This window comes from Variovorax sp. Varisp46 (assembly GCF_059491885.1).
The window spans coordinates 1,135,186-1,150,681 of sequence record NZ_CP168515.1; the positions used below are offsets into that span (position 1 = coordinate 1,135,186).

Below are 15,496 nucleotides of genomic sequence, written 5' to 3' on the forward strand. Positions count from 1 at the left end.
TCTCATCGGCAGAAAACCTCATCCAGGGGTTCTTCTTGCCGGTGGCAAGCGGTGAAAAACTCTCGATGAATCTCGACTCCTACCTCCCCGTCCTTTTGTTCATTCTGGTCGGAGTCGGCGTAGGCGTCGCCCCTCAGGTCATCGGATACATCCTCGGCCCCAATCGGCCGGACGCCGCGAAGAATGCTCCCTACGAGTGTGGCTTCGAGGCCTTCGAGGACGCGCGCATGAAGTTCGATGTGCGCTACTACCTCGTCGCGATTCTCTTCATCCTGTTCGATCTCGAAATTGCCTTTCTCTTCCCCTGGGCCATCGCGCTCAAGGAGATTGGCGCTATTGGCTTCTGGGCCATGATGATCTTTCTCGCCATCCTCGTCGTGGGCTTCGCCTACGAGTGGAAAAAAGGCGCGCTCGACTGGGAATGACAAGGAAAGCACACGATGGCCATTGAAGGCGTTCTCAAAGAAGGTTTCGTCACCACCACCTACGACTCTGTGGTGAACTGGGCGAAGACCGGATCTCTCTGGCCGATGACATTCGGCCTCGCATGCTGTGCGGTCGAAATGATGCACGCGGGCGCTGCCCGCTACGACATCGACCGTTTCGGCATGCTGTTTCGTCCGAGCCCGCGCCAGTCCGATCTGATGATCGTGGCGGGCACGCTGTGCAACAAGATGGCGCCGGCCCTGCGCAAGGTCTATGACCAGATGCCCGAGCCGCGCTGGGTGCTGTCGATGGGTTCGTGCGCGAATGGCGGTGGCTACTACCACTACAGCTATTCGGTCGTGCGCGGCTGCGACCGCATCGTGCCCGTCGATGTGTACGTTCCGGGTTGCCCGCCCACCGCCGAAGCATTGCTCTACGGCGTGATCCAGTTGCAGCAGAAGATTCGCCGCACCAACACCATTGCCCGCGCCTGAGAGATTGCCGACGATGACTGACTTTGCAATTTCGCCGGAGGTGCTGCGCGCCACCATTGCCGAGACGCTTGGCGCCAAGGCCAGGAGCGTGACGCTTGCCTTGGAAGAGGTGACCGTGGTGGTTGGTGCCGCCGACTACATCGAAGCCGCCTTGCTGCTGCGCGACGCGCCCGGCTGCCGCTTCGAGCAATTGATCGACCTTTGCGGCATGGACTATTCCGACTACCGCGAGGGCGAGTGGCAGGGCGAGCGTTACGGCGTCGTCACGCACCTGCTGTCGGTGAGCCTCAATCAGCGCGTGCGCCTCAAGGTGTTTGCGCCGAGCGAAGACCTGCCCGTGGTCGATTCGCTCCAGCCCGTCTGGAGCGCCGCCACCTGGTTCGAGCGCGAAGCCTTCGACCTGTACGGCATCGTGTTCGATGGCCACGACGACCTGCGCCGCATCCTGACCGACTACGGCTTCATCGGCCACCCGTTCCGCAAGGACTTCCCGGTGTCGGGTCACGTCGAGATGCGTTACGACGAAGAACAGAAGCGCGTGGTCTACCAGCCGGTATCGATCGAGCCGCGGGAAATCACGCCGCGCGTGATCCGCGAAGACAACTACGGCGGCGGTTTGCACTGATATGGCCGAAATCAAGAACTACACCCTCAACTTCGGCCCCCAGCATCCGGCCGCGCACGGCGTGCTGCGCCTGGTGCTCGAGCTCGACGGCGAAGTGATCCAGCGCGCCGACCCCCACATCGGCCTGCTTCACCGCGCCACCGAGAAGCTCGCCGAGTCGCGCACCTTCATCCAGTCGCTGCCTTACATGGACCGCCTCGACTACGTGTCGATGATGTCCAACGAGCACGCCTACTGCCTGGCCATCGAACGGATGATGGGCCTCGAGGTGCCGATCCGTGCGCAGTACATCCGCGTGATGTTCGCCGAGATCACCCGCCTGCTGAACCACCTGCTGTGGCTCGGCGCGCACGGTCTCGACTGTGGTGCGATGAACATGCTCATCTACTGCTTCCGCGAGCGTGAAGACCTGTTCGACATGTACGAGGCCGTGTCCGGCGCGCGCATGCATGCGGCGTACTTCCGTCCGGGTGGCGTCTATCGCGACCTGCCGGACGCGATGCCGCAGTACAAGGTCAGCAAGATCAAGAACGCGAAGGCCATCGAGCGCCTGAATGAAGATCGCCAAGGGTCGCTGCTCGACTTCATCGACGCCTTCTGCGCGCGCTTCCCGAAGATGGTCGACGAGTACGAGACGCTGCTCACCGACAACCGCATCTGGAAGCAGCGCACCGTGGGCATCGGCGTGGTCACGCCGGAGCGCGCGCTGAACCTCGGCTTCACCGGCCCGATGCTGCGTGGCTCGGGCGTCGAATGGGATCTGCGCAAGAAGCAGCCCTACGACGTCTACGGCCAGATGCAGTTCGACGTGCCCGTGGGCAAGACTGGCGACTGCTACGACCGCTACCTCGTGCGCGTGGAAGAAATGCGCCAAGCCAACAAGATCATCCAGCAGTGCTCGGCATGGCTGCGCGCCAACCCCGGCCCGGTTATCACCGACAACCACAAGGTCGCCGCGCCCGCGCGTGAATCGATGAAGGCGAACATGGAGGAGCTGATCCACCATTTCAAGCTCTTCACCGAAGGCTTCCATGTGCCCGAAGGCGAAGCGTATGCCGCCGTCGAGCATCCGAAGGGCGAGTTCGGCATCTATCTCGTGAGCGACGGCGCCAACAAGCCGTACCGCCTGAAGATCCGCGCCCCTGGTTTCCCGCACCTCGCCGCCCTCGACGAAATGTCGCGCGGTCACATGATCGCCGACGCTGTCGCGGTGATCGGCACGATGGACATCGTGTTCGGTGAAATCGACAGGTGAGAAAGAGCGAATGACGACTTCCTCAACCCATCACCATGACGCGGCCCCTTCGGCCCCGTTGAAGGCCGAGATCCTCGAGCGCTTTGCGCGCGAGGTCGCCAAGTACCCCGAAGCGGGCAAGCAATCCGCCGTGATGGCCTGCCTCGCCATCGTCCAGCAGGACGAGGGCTACGTCAGCCTGCAGCGCGAGCGCGAGATTGCCGAATACCTCGGCATGGCGCCCATCGCCGTGCATGAAGTGACGACCTTCTACAACATGTACAACCAGCATCCGGTGGGCAAGTTCAAGCTCAACGTGTGCACCAACCTGCCTTGCCAGCTGCGTGACGGCGTCACGGCCCTCGTGCACCTCGAGAAGAAGCTCGGCATCAAGATGGGCGAGACCACGGCCGACGGCCTGTTCACCCTGCAGCAGAGCGAATGCCTGGGCGCTTGTGCCGATTCGCCCGTGATGCTGGTCAACGACCGCACCATGTGCAGCTTCATGAGCAATGAGAAGCTCGACCAGCTCATCGAGGGCCTGCGTGGCTCCGTCAAAGGGGAGGCCGCCTGATGTCGCCCGAGCAAGTACTCCAGCAGTTCCAGGCCACGGGCGTCCAGACCTGTTTCCATGACCGCCACATCGAGCCGCAGATCTATGCCGGCCTGAATGGCACCAACTGGCGGCTGGCCGACTACGAGGCGCGCGGCGGCTACAAGGCGCTGCGCAAGATCCTCACCGAGGGCCTCACGCCCGACCAGGTGATCGCCGAGGTGAAGGCCTCGGGCCTGCGCGGCCGTGGCGGCGCGGGTTTCCCGACCGGCCTGAAGTGGAGCTTCATGCCCCGCCAGTTTCCCGGCCAGAAGTATCTCGTCTGCAATTCGGACGAAGGCGAGCCCGGTACCTGCAAGGACCGCGACATCCTGCAGTTCAACCCGCACATCGTGATCGAAGGCATGGCCATCGCCGCGTATGCAATGGGCATCAGCGTCGGCTACAACTACATCCACGGCGAGATCTTCCAGAGCTACGACCGCTTCGAGGAAGCCCTCGAAGAAGCGCGCGCCGCCGGCTACCTCGGCGACAAGATCATGGGCAGCACGTACAACTTCCAGTTGCACGCCGCCCACGGTTTCGGCGCCTACATCTGCGGCGAGGAAACCGCGCTGCTCGAATCGCTCGAAGGCAAGAAGGGCCAGCCGCGCTTCAAGCCGCCGTTCCCGGCGAGCTTCGGCCTCTACGGCAAGCCGACCACCATCAACAACACCGAGACCTTCGCGGCGGTGCCCTGGATCATCAACAACGGCGGTCCGGCCTACCTCGAATGCGGCAAGCCGAACAACGGCGGCACCAAAATCTACTCGGTGAGCGGCGACGTCGAGCTGCCCGGCAACTACGAAGTGCCCATGGGCACGCCGTTCTCCAAGCTGCTCGAACTGGCCGGCGGCGTGCGCAAGGGCCGCACGCTCAAGGCGGTGATCCCCGGTGGCTCGTCGTCGCCAGTGCTGCCGGCCGACATCATGATGGCCTGTACCATGGACTACGACTCCATCGCCAAGGCCGGCTCCATGCTGGGCTCGGGCGCGGTGATCGTCATGGACGACAGCCGCTCGATGGTCGAGTCGCTCAAGCGCCTCTCGTACTTCTACATGCACGAGTCCTGTGGCCAGTGCACGCCGTGCCGTGAAGGCACCGGCTGGCTCTACCGTGTGGTGGACCGCATCCACAACGGGAAGGGCAAGCCCAGCGACATGCAACTGCTGGACTCCGTTGCCGGGGACATCATGGGCCGCACCATCTGTGCGCTCGGCGATGCGGCGGCAATGCCCGTGCGCGCCATGATCAAGCACTTCCGTCACGAGTTCGAAGCCCTGATTCCGGGCCACGTCCCGACGGCGCCCGTCAAGGCCTGAGCGCGAGAAGAAACATACTCATGATCGAAATCGAACTCGACGGCAAGAAGGTCGAAGTGACCGAAGGCAGCATGGTGATGCATGCGGCCGACAAGGCGGGCACGTACATCCCGCACTTCTGCTATCACAAGAAACTCAGCATCGCGGCCAACTGCCGCATGTGTCTGGTCGACGTGGAAAAAGCGCCCAAGCCGATGCCGGCCTGCGCCACGCCCGTGACGCAGGGCATGATCGTTCGAACCAAGAGCGAAAAGGCCATCAAGGCGCAGCAGTCGGTCATGGAGTTCCTCCTGATCAACCACCCGCTGGACTGCCCGATCTGCGACCAGGGCGGCGAATGCCAGCTGCAGGACCTGGCCGTGGGCTACGGCGGTTCTTCCTCGCGCTACGAGGAAGAAAAGCGCGTCGTGTTCCACAAGGACGTCGGCCCGCTGATCAGCATGGAGGAGATGAGCCGCTGCATCCACTGCACGCGCTGCGTCCGTTTCGGCCAGGAAGTGGCCGGCGTGATGGAGCTCGGCATGTCGCACCGCGGCGAGCACTCCGAAATCGAAACTTTCCTCGGCGACTCGGTCGACTCCGAACTGTCGGGCAACATGATCGACATCTGCCCGGTCGGCGCGCTCACGAGCAAGCCGTTCCGCTACAGCGCCCGCACCTGGGAGCTGTCGCGCCGCAAGTCGGTGAGCCCCCACGATTCCACCGGTGCCAACCTGATCGTCCAGGTCAAGAACAACCGCGTGATGCGCGTGGTGCCGCTCGAGAATGAAGACGTCAACGAATGCTGGATCGCCGACCGCGACCGCTTCTCGTACGAAGCGCTCAACGGCCCCGAGCGCCTGACGCAGCCCATGCTGAAGCAGGGCGGCCAATGGCAGCAGGTCGACTGGCAGACGGCGCTCGAGTACGTCGCCAACGGCCTCAAGCAGATCAAGGCCGACCACGGCGCGCAAAGCATCGGCACGCTGGTCAGCCCGCACAGCACGCTCGAAGAGCTGCAGCTCGCCGCCATGCTCACGCGTGAACTGGGCAGCGACAACATCGACTACCGCCTGCGCAACGCCGAATTCACGGCATTCGAGGGCGTGCGCTGGCTCGGCACCTCGATCGCATCGCTCACGCAAGTGCAGCGCGCGCTCGTCGTCGGCTCGAACCTGCGCAAGGAACACCCGCTGTTCGCGCAGCGCATCCGCCAGGCCGTGCGCAAGGGCGCCGCACTGTCGGTGATCACCTCGGCGAGCCTGATGGCCGCCCGCGACGCCTGGGCCATCGACGTGGCGCAATCGTCCATCGTCGAAGCCGACCAGTGGGTCGAAGCGCTGGCCGCCGTGGCCGCTGCGGTCGGTGAAACCAACGGCGCAGCCGCGCCACTGGCACCGAAGAACGCACCGGATGCCGCCGCCAAGGCCATCGCAGCCTCGCTGCTGAGTGGCGAACGCAAGGCTATCCTGCTCGGCAACGCCGCCGCCCATCACGCCCAAGCCAGCAGCTTGCTGGCCCTGGCGAACTGGATCGGCGCGCAAACCGGCGCCACCGTCGGCTACCTGACCGAAGCCGCCAACACCGTGGGCGCGCAGATCGTCGGCGCGTTCCCGAAGAACGGCGGCCTCGATGCCGGCCGCATGCTCGCCGCAGGCTCCGGCCTGAAGGCCATGCTGCTGCTGAACACCGAGCCGGTGTTCGATTCGGCCGCTGGCGCCGCCGCCGCCGATGTCATCGGCAATGCGCAGATGGTCGTCACGCTGAGCCCCTTCAAGGCCAACCTCGAGTTCAGCGACGTGCTGTTGCCCATCGCGCCGTTCACCGAGACTCCGGGCACCTTCGTCAATGCCGAAGGCCGCCTGCAAGGATTCCATGCCGTCGTGAAGCCGCAAGGCGAAACGCGTCCGGCATGGAAGGTGCTGCGTGTGCTGGCCAACCTGCTGGGCCTGCCGGGCTTCGCGTTCGAATCAACCGCCGAGGTGCTGGCCACCATCGGTGACAAGGGCTCGGTGCCGGCGAATGCGCTGAGCAACGCCACGTCCGCGAAGGCCGTCGCCTCCGGCGGGGCAGCTGCCGCACCCGTGGTCGCGAGCATCTACCAGCTCGACTCGATCGTGCGCCGTGCGCCGTCGCTGCAACTGACCGCCGACGCGCGCAACGCGTCGTCGACCGCACCGGCGCGTGCCGAGGAGGCACTGGCATGATCGTCGACACCATTCACGGCTTCGGCCAGGGCCTGGTGGCCGCAGGCTGGTGGACCGGCGTGGTCTGGCCCGTGGTCTGGACGCTGCTGAAGATCATCATCGTGGTGATCCCCCTGATGCTGGCCGTGGCGTACCTCACGCTGTGGGAACGCAAGGCCATCGGCTTCACGCAGATCCGCATCGGCCCGAACCGCATCGGACCGCTGGGCCTGCTCCAGCCGATCGCCGACGCGCTCAAGCTGATGACCAAGGAAATCATTCTTCCGACGGTCGCCAACAAGGGCCTGTTCCTGCTGGGCCCGATCATGACCATCATGCCGGCGTTGGCCGCATGGGCCGTGATTCCCTTCGGTCCCGACGTGGCGCTGGCCAACATCAACGCCGGACTGCTGTTCGTGATGGCCATCACCTCGCTCGAGGTGTACGGCGTGATCATCGCCGGCTGGGCTTCGAACTCGAAGTACGCCTTCCTGGGCGCGCTGCGCGCCTCGGCACAGATGGTGAGCTACGAAATCGCGATGGGCTTCTGTTTCGTCGTGGTGCTGATGGTCACGGGCAGCCTGAACATGAGCGAGATCGTGAACGTCCAGGGCAAGGGCATGTTCGCCAACATGGGCGTGGGCTTGCTGTCATGGAACTGGCTGCCGCTGCTGCCGATCTTCGTCGTCTACTTCATCTCGGGCCTCGCCGAAACCAACCGCCACCCGTTCGACGTGGTGGAAGGCGAGTCTGAAATCGTGGCCGGCCACATGATCGAGTACTCGGGCATGAGCTTCGCGATGTTCTTCCTGGCCGAGTACGCCAACATGTGGCTCGTCTCGATCCTGACCGTCGTGCTGTTCCTGGGCGGATGGCTGCCGCCGTTCGAGTTCCTGAGCTTCATCCCCGGCTGGATCTGGCTGGGCGCCAAGACCTTCTGCGTGGTCACCATGTTCCTGTGGGTGCGCTCGACGTTCCCGCGCTTCCGCTATGACCAGATCATGCGTCTGGGCTGGAAGATCTTCATTCCCGTCACTCTCGTGTGGCTGGTCGTGGTCGGTGGCTGGATGCAGACGCCGTTCAACATCTGGAAATAACAGGAAGCGCCAACATCATGACTGCTTCGCACACCGCCGGCGCGCTGGCGCGCCCTTCCAAGCTCGCGTCTGCGCCTTTTTCGCTCAAGGACTTCCTGAGCAGCTTCATGCTGTTCGAACTGTTCAAGGGCCTGGCCATCACCGGCAAGTACGCCTTCGCCCGCAAGATCACGGTGCAGTTCCCCGAAGAGAAGACGCCGCTGTCGCCGCGTTTCCGCGGCCTGCACGCGCTGCGCCGCTATGAGAACGGCGAAGAGCGCTGCATTGCCTGCAAGCTCTGCGAAGCCGTCTGCCCGGCGCTGGCCATCACCATCGAATCGGATGTGCGCGACGACGGCTCGCGCCGCACCACGCGCTACGACATCGACCTGACCAAGTGCATCTTCTGCGGCTTCTGCGAAGAAAGCTGTCCGGTCGACTCGATCGTCGAGACGCACATCTTCGAATACCACGGCGAAAAGCGCGGCGACCTGTACTTCACGAAGGACATGCTGCTGGCCGTGGGCGACCGCTACGAAAAAGAAATTGCAGCGAACAAGGCGGCCGACGCCAAGTACCGCTGATCCGACCAGCCCGAACCCATTCGAATTCCATGGACGTCAAGACCGGTCTGTTCTATCTGTTTGCCGTGGTGCTGCTGTTCGCAGCGTTCCGCGTCATCACCGCCCGCAATCCCGTGTATGCCGCGCTGTATCTGGTGCTGGCCTTCTTCCAGGCATCGGCCATCTGGCTGCTGCTGCGCGCCGAGTTCCTCGCGATCTCTCTGGTGCTGGTGTATGTCGGCGCCGTGATGGTGCTGTTCCTGTTCGTCGTGATGATGCTGGACATCAACGTCGACAGCTTGCGGGAGGGCTTCTGGAAGCACTTCCCGCTGGCCGCCGGTGTCGGCGCGCTCATCGCGCTCGAAATGGCGGCCGTGCTCATGGGCGGCTTCCGCCTGGGCGAGGCACCGCGCGCTGCTGCCGGTGCGATGGGTGCCAACACTTCCAATACGCTCGAACTCGGCAAGCTGCTTTACTCCGAATACCTCTACCCGCTGGAAATCGCCGCGGTCATCCTGCTGGTGGCCATCGTGGCGGCCATCGCACTGACGCTGCGCACCCGCAAGGACAGCAAGTACGTCAATCCGGCCGACCAGGTCCGCGTGAAGGCGCGTGACCGCGTGCGCATCGTGCAGATGCCGGCAACGCGTGCTGCGGAGCCTGTGGTCGAAGTTGCGGACGCTGCAAAGGAAAACAAGGCATGACGCTCACGCTCGGACACTTCCTCTCGCTCGGCGCGATGCTCTTCGCGCTGTCCGTGATCGGCATCTTCCTGAACCGCAAGAACCTCATCGTGCTGCTGATGGCCATTGAGCTGATGCTGCTCGCGGTCAACATGAACTTTGTGGCGTTCTCGCACTATCTGGGCGACATGCACGGCCAGATCTTCGTGTTTTTCATCCTGACGGTGGCCGCGGCCGAGTCGGCCATCGGCCTGGCGCTGCTGGTCCTGCTGTTCCGCAACAAGTCGAACATCAACGTCGACGAACTCAACTCACTCAAGGGTTGAACGCAACATGAGCGCAACCCTTTCCGCATCCACCCTGCTGGCCGTGCCGCTGGCACCCCTGGTCGGCGCCGTCGTCGCCGGCCTGTTCGGCACCAAGTTCGGCGGCGATCACATCGGCCGCAAGGTCACGCATTCGCTGACCATCCTGGGCGTGCTGGTCGCCTTCATCATCTCGGCCATGACGCTCAAGAGCGTGGTGGCCGACGGCGCCCGCTTCAACGAAACCATCTATGAATGGATGACCGTTGGCGGCCTGAAGATGGAAGTCGGCTTCCTGATCGACGGCCTCACCGCCATGATGATGTGCGTGGTGACCTTCGTGTCGCTGATGGTGCACATCTACACCATCGGCTACATGGAGGAAGACGACGGCTACAACCGCTTCTTCGCGTACATCTCGCTGTTCACCTTCTCGATGCTGATGCTCGTCATGAGCAACAACATGCTCCAGCTGTTCTTCGGCTGGGAGGCGGTGGGCCTGGTGTCGTACCTGCTGATCGGTTTCTGGTTCAACCGGCCGACCGCGATCTTCGCGAACATGAAGGCCTTCCTGGTCAACCGCGTGGGCGACTTCGGCTTCATCCTCGGCATCGGCCTGATCGCGGCCTATGCCGGTACGCTGAACTACGGCGAAGCCTTCGCCAAGGCCAACACGCTGGCCGGCATCACCTTCCCGGGCACCGAATGGATGCTGATCACCGTGATCTGCATCTGCCTGTTCATCGGCGCCATGGGCAAGAGCGCGCAATTCCCGCTGCACGTGTGGCTGCCCGACTCGATGGAAGGCCCGACGCCCATCTCCGCGCTGATCCACGCGGCAACGATGGTGACGGCCGGCATCTTCATGGTGGCGCGCATGTCGCCGCTGTTCGAACTGAGCGACACGGCACTGAGCTTCATCCTCGTGATCGGCGCCATCACCGCGCTGTTCATGGGCTTCCTGGGCATCATCCAGAACGACATCAAGCGCGTGGTCGCGTACTCGACGCTCTCGCAGCTCGGCTACATGACGGTGGCGCTCGGTGCCTCGGCCTACTCGGTCGCGGTGTTCCACCTGATGACGCACGCCTTTTTCAAGGCGCTGCTGTTCCTCGGTGCGGGCTCGGTGATCATCGGCATGCACCACAACCAGGACATCCGCTGGATGGGCGGCGTGCGCAAGTACATGCCGATCACCTGGATCACCTCGCTGCTGGGTTCGCTCGCGCTGATCGGCACGCCGTTCTTCGCCGGCTTCTACTCGAAGGACAGCATCATCGAAGCGGTGCACGAAAGCCACCTGTGGGGCGCGAACTTCGCGTACTACGCGGTGCTGGCCGGCGTGTTCATCACGGCGTTCTATTCGTTCCGCATGTACTTCCTGGTCTTCCACGGCGAGGAACGCTACGACCAAAACCCCGACGCGCACCACCACGACGAGCATGCGGAGCACGACGACGATCATGGCCACGGCCACAAGCCGCACGAATCGCCCTGGGTGGTGTGGCTGCCGCTGGTGCTGCTGGCCATTCCCTCGGTGGTGATCGGCTTCATGACGATCGAGCCGATGCTGTTCGGCGAGTTCTTCAAGAACGCGATCATCGTGGACGGCACCAGGCACCACGCCATGAAGGAACTGGAAGAAGCCTTCCACGGCCCGGTGGCCATGGCCATCCACGGCCTGACGGCGCCGCCGTTCTGGCTGGCGCTGGCCGGCGTGGTCCTGTCCTGGTACATGTACATGATCAACCCGGCGCTGCCGGCCGCGATCAAGCGCGCCTTCGGTCCGATCTACCGCCTGCTCGAGAACAAGTACTACATGGACTGGTTCAACGAGAACGTCATCGCCCGCGCCACGCGCGCGCTCGGTACCGGCCTGTGGAAGGGTGGCGACCAGGCCCTGATCGACGGTGCCGTCGTGAACGGCTCGTGGAAGGTGGTCGGCCGGGTTTCAGGCGTGGTTCGCTGGATGCAGTCCGGCTACATCTATCACTATGCCTTCGCGATGCTGCTCGGCATCTTCATCCTGATGACGTACTTCGTCTGGTTCAAACGCTGAGCCTAGCGCTGGAGAAAAAGAAAAATGGGTTTGTTGAGCCTTGCCATCTGGGTGCCGATCGCATTCGGCGCCGTGCTGCTGGCGTTTGGCCGTGACGAGCACGCCAGAGGCGTACGCTGGGTCGCGCTCGTCGGTTCCATCGTGAGCTTCCTGGTCACGGTGCCGCTGGTCACGCGTTTCCAGAACAGTAGCGCCGCGATGCAGTTCGTCGAGAAGACGGGCTGGATCTCGCGCTTCAACGTCAACTACCACCTCGGGATCGACGGCATGTCGCTCTGGCTGGTGCTGCTGACGTCGTTCATCACGGTCGTCGTCGTGATCTCGGCCTGGGAAGTGATCACCGAGCGCGTGAACCAATACATGGGCGCGTTCCTGATCCTGTCGGGCTTCATGATCGGCGTGTTCGCTGCACTCGACGGCGTGCTGTTCTACGTGTTCTTCGAAGCCACGCTGATCCCGATGTACCTGATCATCGGCATCTGGGGCGGCCCGAACAAGATCTACGCGGCTTTCAAGTTCTTCATCTACACCTTGCTCGGCTCGCTGCTGATGCTGGTGGCGCTGATCTACCTGTACAACAAGTCGGGCGGCAGCTTCGACATCCTGAGCTGGCACAAGCTGCCGCTGGGTGCGAGTGCGCAGACCTTCCTGTTCTTCGCCTTCTTCGCGGCCTTCGCGGTGAAGGTGCCGATGTGGCCGGTGCACACCTGGCTGCCCGACGTGCACGTCGAGGCGCCCACCGGCGGTTCCGCCGTGCTGGCCGCGATCATGCTGAAGCTGGGCGCCTACGGTTTCCTGCGCTTCTCGATGCCCATCGCGCCCGATGCCTCGCACGAATGGGCCTGGCTCATGATCGCGCTGTCGCTGATCGCGGTGATCTACGTGGGCCTGGTCGCGCTGGTGCAGCAGGACATGAAGAAGCTGGTGGCTTACTCGTCGGTGGCCCACATGGGCTTCGTGACGCTCGGCTTCTTCATCTTCAACGAGCTCGGCGTGTCCGGCGGCATCGTGCAGATGATTGCGCACGGCTTCGTGTCGGGCGCCATGTTCCTGGGCATCGGCGTGCTGTACGACCGCGTGCACTCGCGCCAGATCGCCGACTACGGCGGCGTGGTCAACACCATGCCCAAGTTCGCCGCGTTCGCGCTGCTGTTCGCCATGGCCAATTGCGGCCTGCCGGGCACCGCCGGTTTCGTGGGCGAGTGGATGGTGATTCTGGGTGCCGTGAAGGCCAACTTCTGGATCGGAATGGCGGCAGCGACCGCGCTGATCTTCGGTGCCGCCTACACCCTGTGGATGTACAAGCGCGTGTACCTCGGCCCGGTCGGCAACGACCACGTCAAGGAAGTCAGCGACATCAATGCCCGCGAGTTCCTGATGCTGGCGCTGCTGGCGATCGCCGTGCTGTGGATGGGCCTCTATCCGAAGCCTTTCACCGACTCGATGAACGCTTCGGTGACCGAGCTCCTGCGCCACGTGGCGATTTCCAAGTTGCCCTCCTGATGCCACGCTGAACAAGAGAACGAGATGATTGACAAACTCAGCTGGGTCACGATCTACCCCGAAATCGTGTTGCTGGTCATGGCCTGCATCATTGCGCTGGTCGACCTGTCGGACGCGAGCCCGCGCCGTACCCGCACCTATGTACTGACGCTGGCCACGCTCGCCGTGGTCGCGGTGTTGTCGGGCCTCGCCGCCCTCGGTGGCAAGACTGCCTACGGCTTCGGCGGCATGGTCGTCAGCGATCCGATGGGCAATTGGCTCAAATGCTTTGCCACCGTTGCCCTGATGGTCACGCTGGTCTATGGCCGTCCTTATGCGGCCGACCGCGAGATGCTGCGCGGCGGCGAACTGTTCACCATCAGCATGTTCGCGCTGCTGGGCATGTTCGTGATGATCTCGGGCAGCAACTTCCTGCTGATCTACCTGGGCCTGGAACTGCTCACGCTGTCGAGCTATGCGCTGGTGGCGCTGCGCCGCGACAACGCGGTGGCCAGCGAAGCCGCCATGAAGTACTTCGTGCTCGGCGCCATGGCCAGCGGTTTCCTGCTGTACGGCCTGTCGATGATGTACGGTGCGACCGGTTCGCTCGACGTCAACGAAGTGTTCAAGTCCATCGCTAGCGGCAAGGTGAACCACCAGGTGCTGGTGTTCGGCCTGGTGTTCATCGTGGCCGGCCTGGCCTTCAAGGTGGGCGCCGCGCCGTTCCACATGTGGGTGCCCGACGTCTACCAGGGCGCACCGACGGCGGTCACGCTGCTGATCGGCGCCGCGCCCGAACTGGCGGCCTTCGCCATCATCATCCGCCTGCTGGTCGACGCGCTGCAGCCGCTGGCCATCGACTGGCAGCAGATGCTCGCCGTGCTCGCCATCGCCTCGCTGCTGGTCGGCAACCTGGCCGCCATCGCGCAGAGCAACCTGAAGCGGATGCTGGCGTACTCGACGATCTCGCAGATGGGCTTCATGCTCCTCGGCCTGGTGGCGGGTTCGGACCAGCAGGGCACGTACAACGCCCAGTTCGCCTACAGCGCCTCGATGTTCTACATCGTGACCTACGTGCTGACCACGCTGGCGAGCTTCGGCATCATCCTGCTGCTGGCGCGCGAAGGTTTCGAAAGCGAAGAGATTACCGACCTCGCAGGCCTGAACCAGCGCAGCCCGCTGTATGCCGGTGTGATGGCCATCGCGATGTTCTCGCTGGCCGGCCTGCCGCCGCTGGTCGGCTTCTACGCCAAGCTGGCCGTGCTGCAGGCGCTGATCGCCTCGGGCCAGGCGATCTACATCGGGTTGGCCGTGTTCGCGGTGATGATGTCGCTGATCGGTGCGTTCTACTACCTGCGCGTGGTCAAGGTCATGTACTTCGATGCGCCCGTCACGGCCACCACGGTGTCGGCACCGCGCGACGTGCGCACCGTGCTCACGATCAACGGCGCGCTGATCCTGATCCTGGGCATCGTGCCCGGCGGCCTGATGACGCTTTGCTACGACGCGATCGTGGCCACGCTGGCCCACTGACGCGGCCGACCTCGGGTGTCGCAAACCGCGTCGGTCTGGGTCGTTCTGCTGGTGGCCCTGGTGGCCGCCAACCTGCCGTTCTTCAACGACCGCCTGTTCGGCGTCGTGCCTCTGGCGACAACACCCAAGTCGCTCGCGGTGCGGCTCGCCGAGCTGGTGGTCTTGTACTTTCTGGCGGGCGGCGTCGGGCTGCTGTTCGAGCGCAGGGCGGGGCAGATCGCCTCGCAGGGCTGGGAGTTCTATGCGGTGACCGGCGCGCTGTTCATCGTGCTGGCCTTTCCCGGGTTCACCTGGCGCTACCTGATGAAACACAGGCACTGACGACATGACCTCGACCACCACGACCACCGATTCGCACCTGAAGGAAGAACTCACGCAGAGCGTGGAGCTCTTCAAGGGCAACTTCCTGCACGCCAAGCGCGACACCGTGCGACTGCCCGACGGCCACACCGCCACGCGCGAATACGTGGTGCATCCGGGTGCCGTGGTGGTCATTCCGTTGCTGGACGATGGCCGCGTGGTGCTGGAGCGCCAGTTCCGCTACCCCGTAGGCCACGTGATGATCGAATTCCCCGCGGGCAAGCTCGACGCGGGTGAAGACCCGTTCGTCTGCGGCCGGCGCGAGCTGCTCGAGGAAACCGGCTATACCGCGCGCGAATGGGCGCATGCGGGTGCGATGCACCTGGCGGTGGCGTACTCGACCGAAATCATCCACATCTACTTCGCGCGCGGTCTTTCGCTGGGCGAGCGGCAGCTCGACCATGGCGAGTTCCTCGACGTGTTCACGGCCATGCCCGGAGAGCTGGCCGGCTGGTGCCGCGACGGCATCGTGACCGATGCCAAGACGCTGACCTGCACGCTCTGGCTGCAGAACGTCCTTTCGGGCGCATGGGCTCTGGACTGGCAGGCCGTGCCGGCAGAAGGCAGCGCGGGATAA

Annotated in this window: 16 protein-coding genes; all 16 read left to right on the forward strand. The window is 63.8% G+C overall.

All coding sequences use genetic code 11. From position 1 onward, the window contains the following. The first annotated feature begins 65 nt into the window (after positions 1–65). Genes ACEN9N_RS05335 through ACEN9N_RS05410 form a run of 16 tightly spaced genes read left to right on the forward strand, consistent with a single transcriptional unit; the run spans position 66 to position 15,496 of the window. Entirely contained in the window at positions 66–425 is a 360-nt protein-coding gene (locus ACEN9N_RS05335) for an NADH-quinone oxidoreductase subunit A (RefSeq protein ID WP_042674206.1), read from the forward strand. A gap of 15 nt (positions 426–440) precedes the next feature. Continuing rightward, on the forward strand, positions 441–920 hold the full coding sequence (locus ACEN9N_RS05340) for a NuoB/complex I 20 kDa subunit family protein (protein WP_007837763.1): 480 nt from the start codon (positions 441–443) through the stop codon (positions 918–920). Between the two features lie 13 nt (positions 921–933). Further along, positions 934–1,545 carry an NADH-quinone oxidoreductase subunit C gene (locus ACEN9N_RS05345; protein WP_007837755.1) on the forward strand — a complete coding sequence of 204 codons (612 nt, stop codon included), beginning with the start codon at positions 934–936 and terminating at the stop codon, positions 1,543–1,545. Between the two features lies 1 nt (position 1,546). Then, a complete protein-coding gene (locus ACEN9N_RS05350; RefSeq protein ID WP_413312554.1) occupies positions 1,547–2,800 on the forward strand; it encodes an NADH-quinone oxidoreductase subunit D in 1,254 nt (417 codons plus the stop codon). A gap of 10 nt (positions 2,801–2,810) precedes the next feature. Next, a complete protein-coding gene (locus tag ACEN9N_RS05355; protein WP_413312553.1) occupies positions 2,811–3,353 on the forward strand; it encodes an NADH-quinone oxidoreductase subunit NuoE family protein in 543 nt (180 codons plus the stop codon). Then, the gene (nuoF, locus tag ACEN9N_RS05360; RefSeq protein ID WP_007837749.1) at positions 3,353–4,693 is read left to right on the forward strand and encodes an NADH-quinone oxidoreductase subunit NuoF; all 1,341 of its coding nucleotides are present in this window, start codon (positions 3,353–3,355) and stop codon (positions 4,691–4,693) included. The genes ACEN9N_RS05355 and nuoF overlap by 1 nt, the downstream gene beginning before the upstream one ends. Positions 4,694–4,713: 20 nt before the next feature. Then, positions 4,714–6,879 carry an NADH-quinone oxidoreductase subunit NuoG gene (nuoG, locus tag ACEN9N_RS05365; protein WP_007837747.1) on the forward strand — a complete coding sequence of 722 codons (2,166 nt, stop codon included), beginning with the start codon at positions 4,714–4,716 and terminating at the stop codon, positions 6,877–6,879. Continuing rightward, a complete protein-coding gene (nuoH, locus tag ACEN9N_RS05370; protein ID WP_007837745.1) occupies positions 6,876–7,955 on the forward strand; it encodes an NADH-quinone oxidoreductase subunit NuoH in 1,080 nt (359 codons plus the stop codon). Before nuoG ends, nuoH begins: the two co-directional genes overlap by 4 nt. A 17-nt stretch (positions 7,956–7,972) precedes the next feature. Then, positions 7,973–8,518: an NADH-quinone oxidoreductase subunit NuoI gene (gene nuoI, locus ACEN9N_RS05375; protein WP_007837743.1), complete on the forward strand. Its 546-nt coding sequence runs from the start codon at positions 7,973–7,975 to the stop codon at positions 8,516–8,518. 29 nt (positions 8,519–8,547) lie between these two features. Then, a complete protein-coding gene (locus ACEN9N_RS05380; protein WP_007837742.1) occupies positions 8,548–9,201 on the forward strand; it encodes an NADH-quinone oxidoreductase subunit J in 654 nt (217 codons plus the stop codon). Further along, positions 9,198–9,506 carry an NADH-quinone oxidoreductase subunit NuoK gene (nuoK, locus tag ACEN9N_RS05385; protein WP_007837741.1) on the forward strand — a complete coding sequence of 103 codons (309 nt, stop codon included), beginning with the start codon at positions 9,198–9,200 and terminating at the stop codon, positions 9,504–9,506. Before ACEN9N_RS05380 ends, nuoK begins: the two co-directional genes overlap by 4 nt. 7 nt (positions 9,507–9,513) lie before the next feature. Then, complete coding sequence (nuoL, locus tag ACEN9N_RS05390; RefSeq protein ID WP_413312552.1) at positions 9,514–11,544, forward strand: NADH-quinone oxidoreductase subunit L; 2,031 nt, start codon at positions 9,514–9,516, stop codon at positions 11,542–11,544. A gap of 24 nt (positions 11,545–11,568) precedes the next feature. Further along, positions 11,569–13,047, forward strand: coding sequence for an NADH-quinone oxidoreductase subunit M (locus ACEN9N_RS05395; protein ID WP_007837739.1), 1,479 nt, complete (start codon positions 11,569–11,571; stop codon positions 13,045–13,047). Between the two features lie 24 nt (positions 13,048–13,071). Further along, a complete protein-coding gene (nuoN, locus tag ACEN9N_RS05400) occupies positions 13,072–14,559 on the forward strand; it encodes an NADH-quinone oxidoreductase subunit NuoN (protein ID WP_413312550.1) in 1,488 nt (495 codons plus the stop codon). A 15-nt stretch (positions 14,560–14,574) separates the two neighbouring features. Further along, positions 14,575–14,880 (forward strand): DUF2818 family protein, encoded by a 306-nt coding sequence (locus ACEN9N_RS05405; protein WP_056511131.1) that lies wholly within the window; start codon positions 14,575–14,577, stop codon positions 14,878–14,880. Positions 14,881–14,884: 4 nt separating this feature from the next. After that, positions 14,885–15,496, forward strand: a complete 612-nt coding sequence (locus ACEN9N_RS05410; RefSeq protein WP_495655518.1) for an NUDIX domain-containing protein — start codon at positions 14,885–14,887, stop codon at positions 15,494–15,496.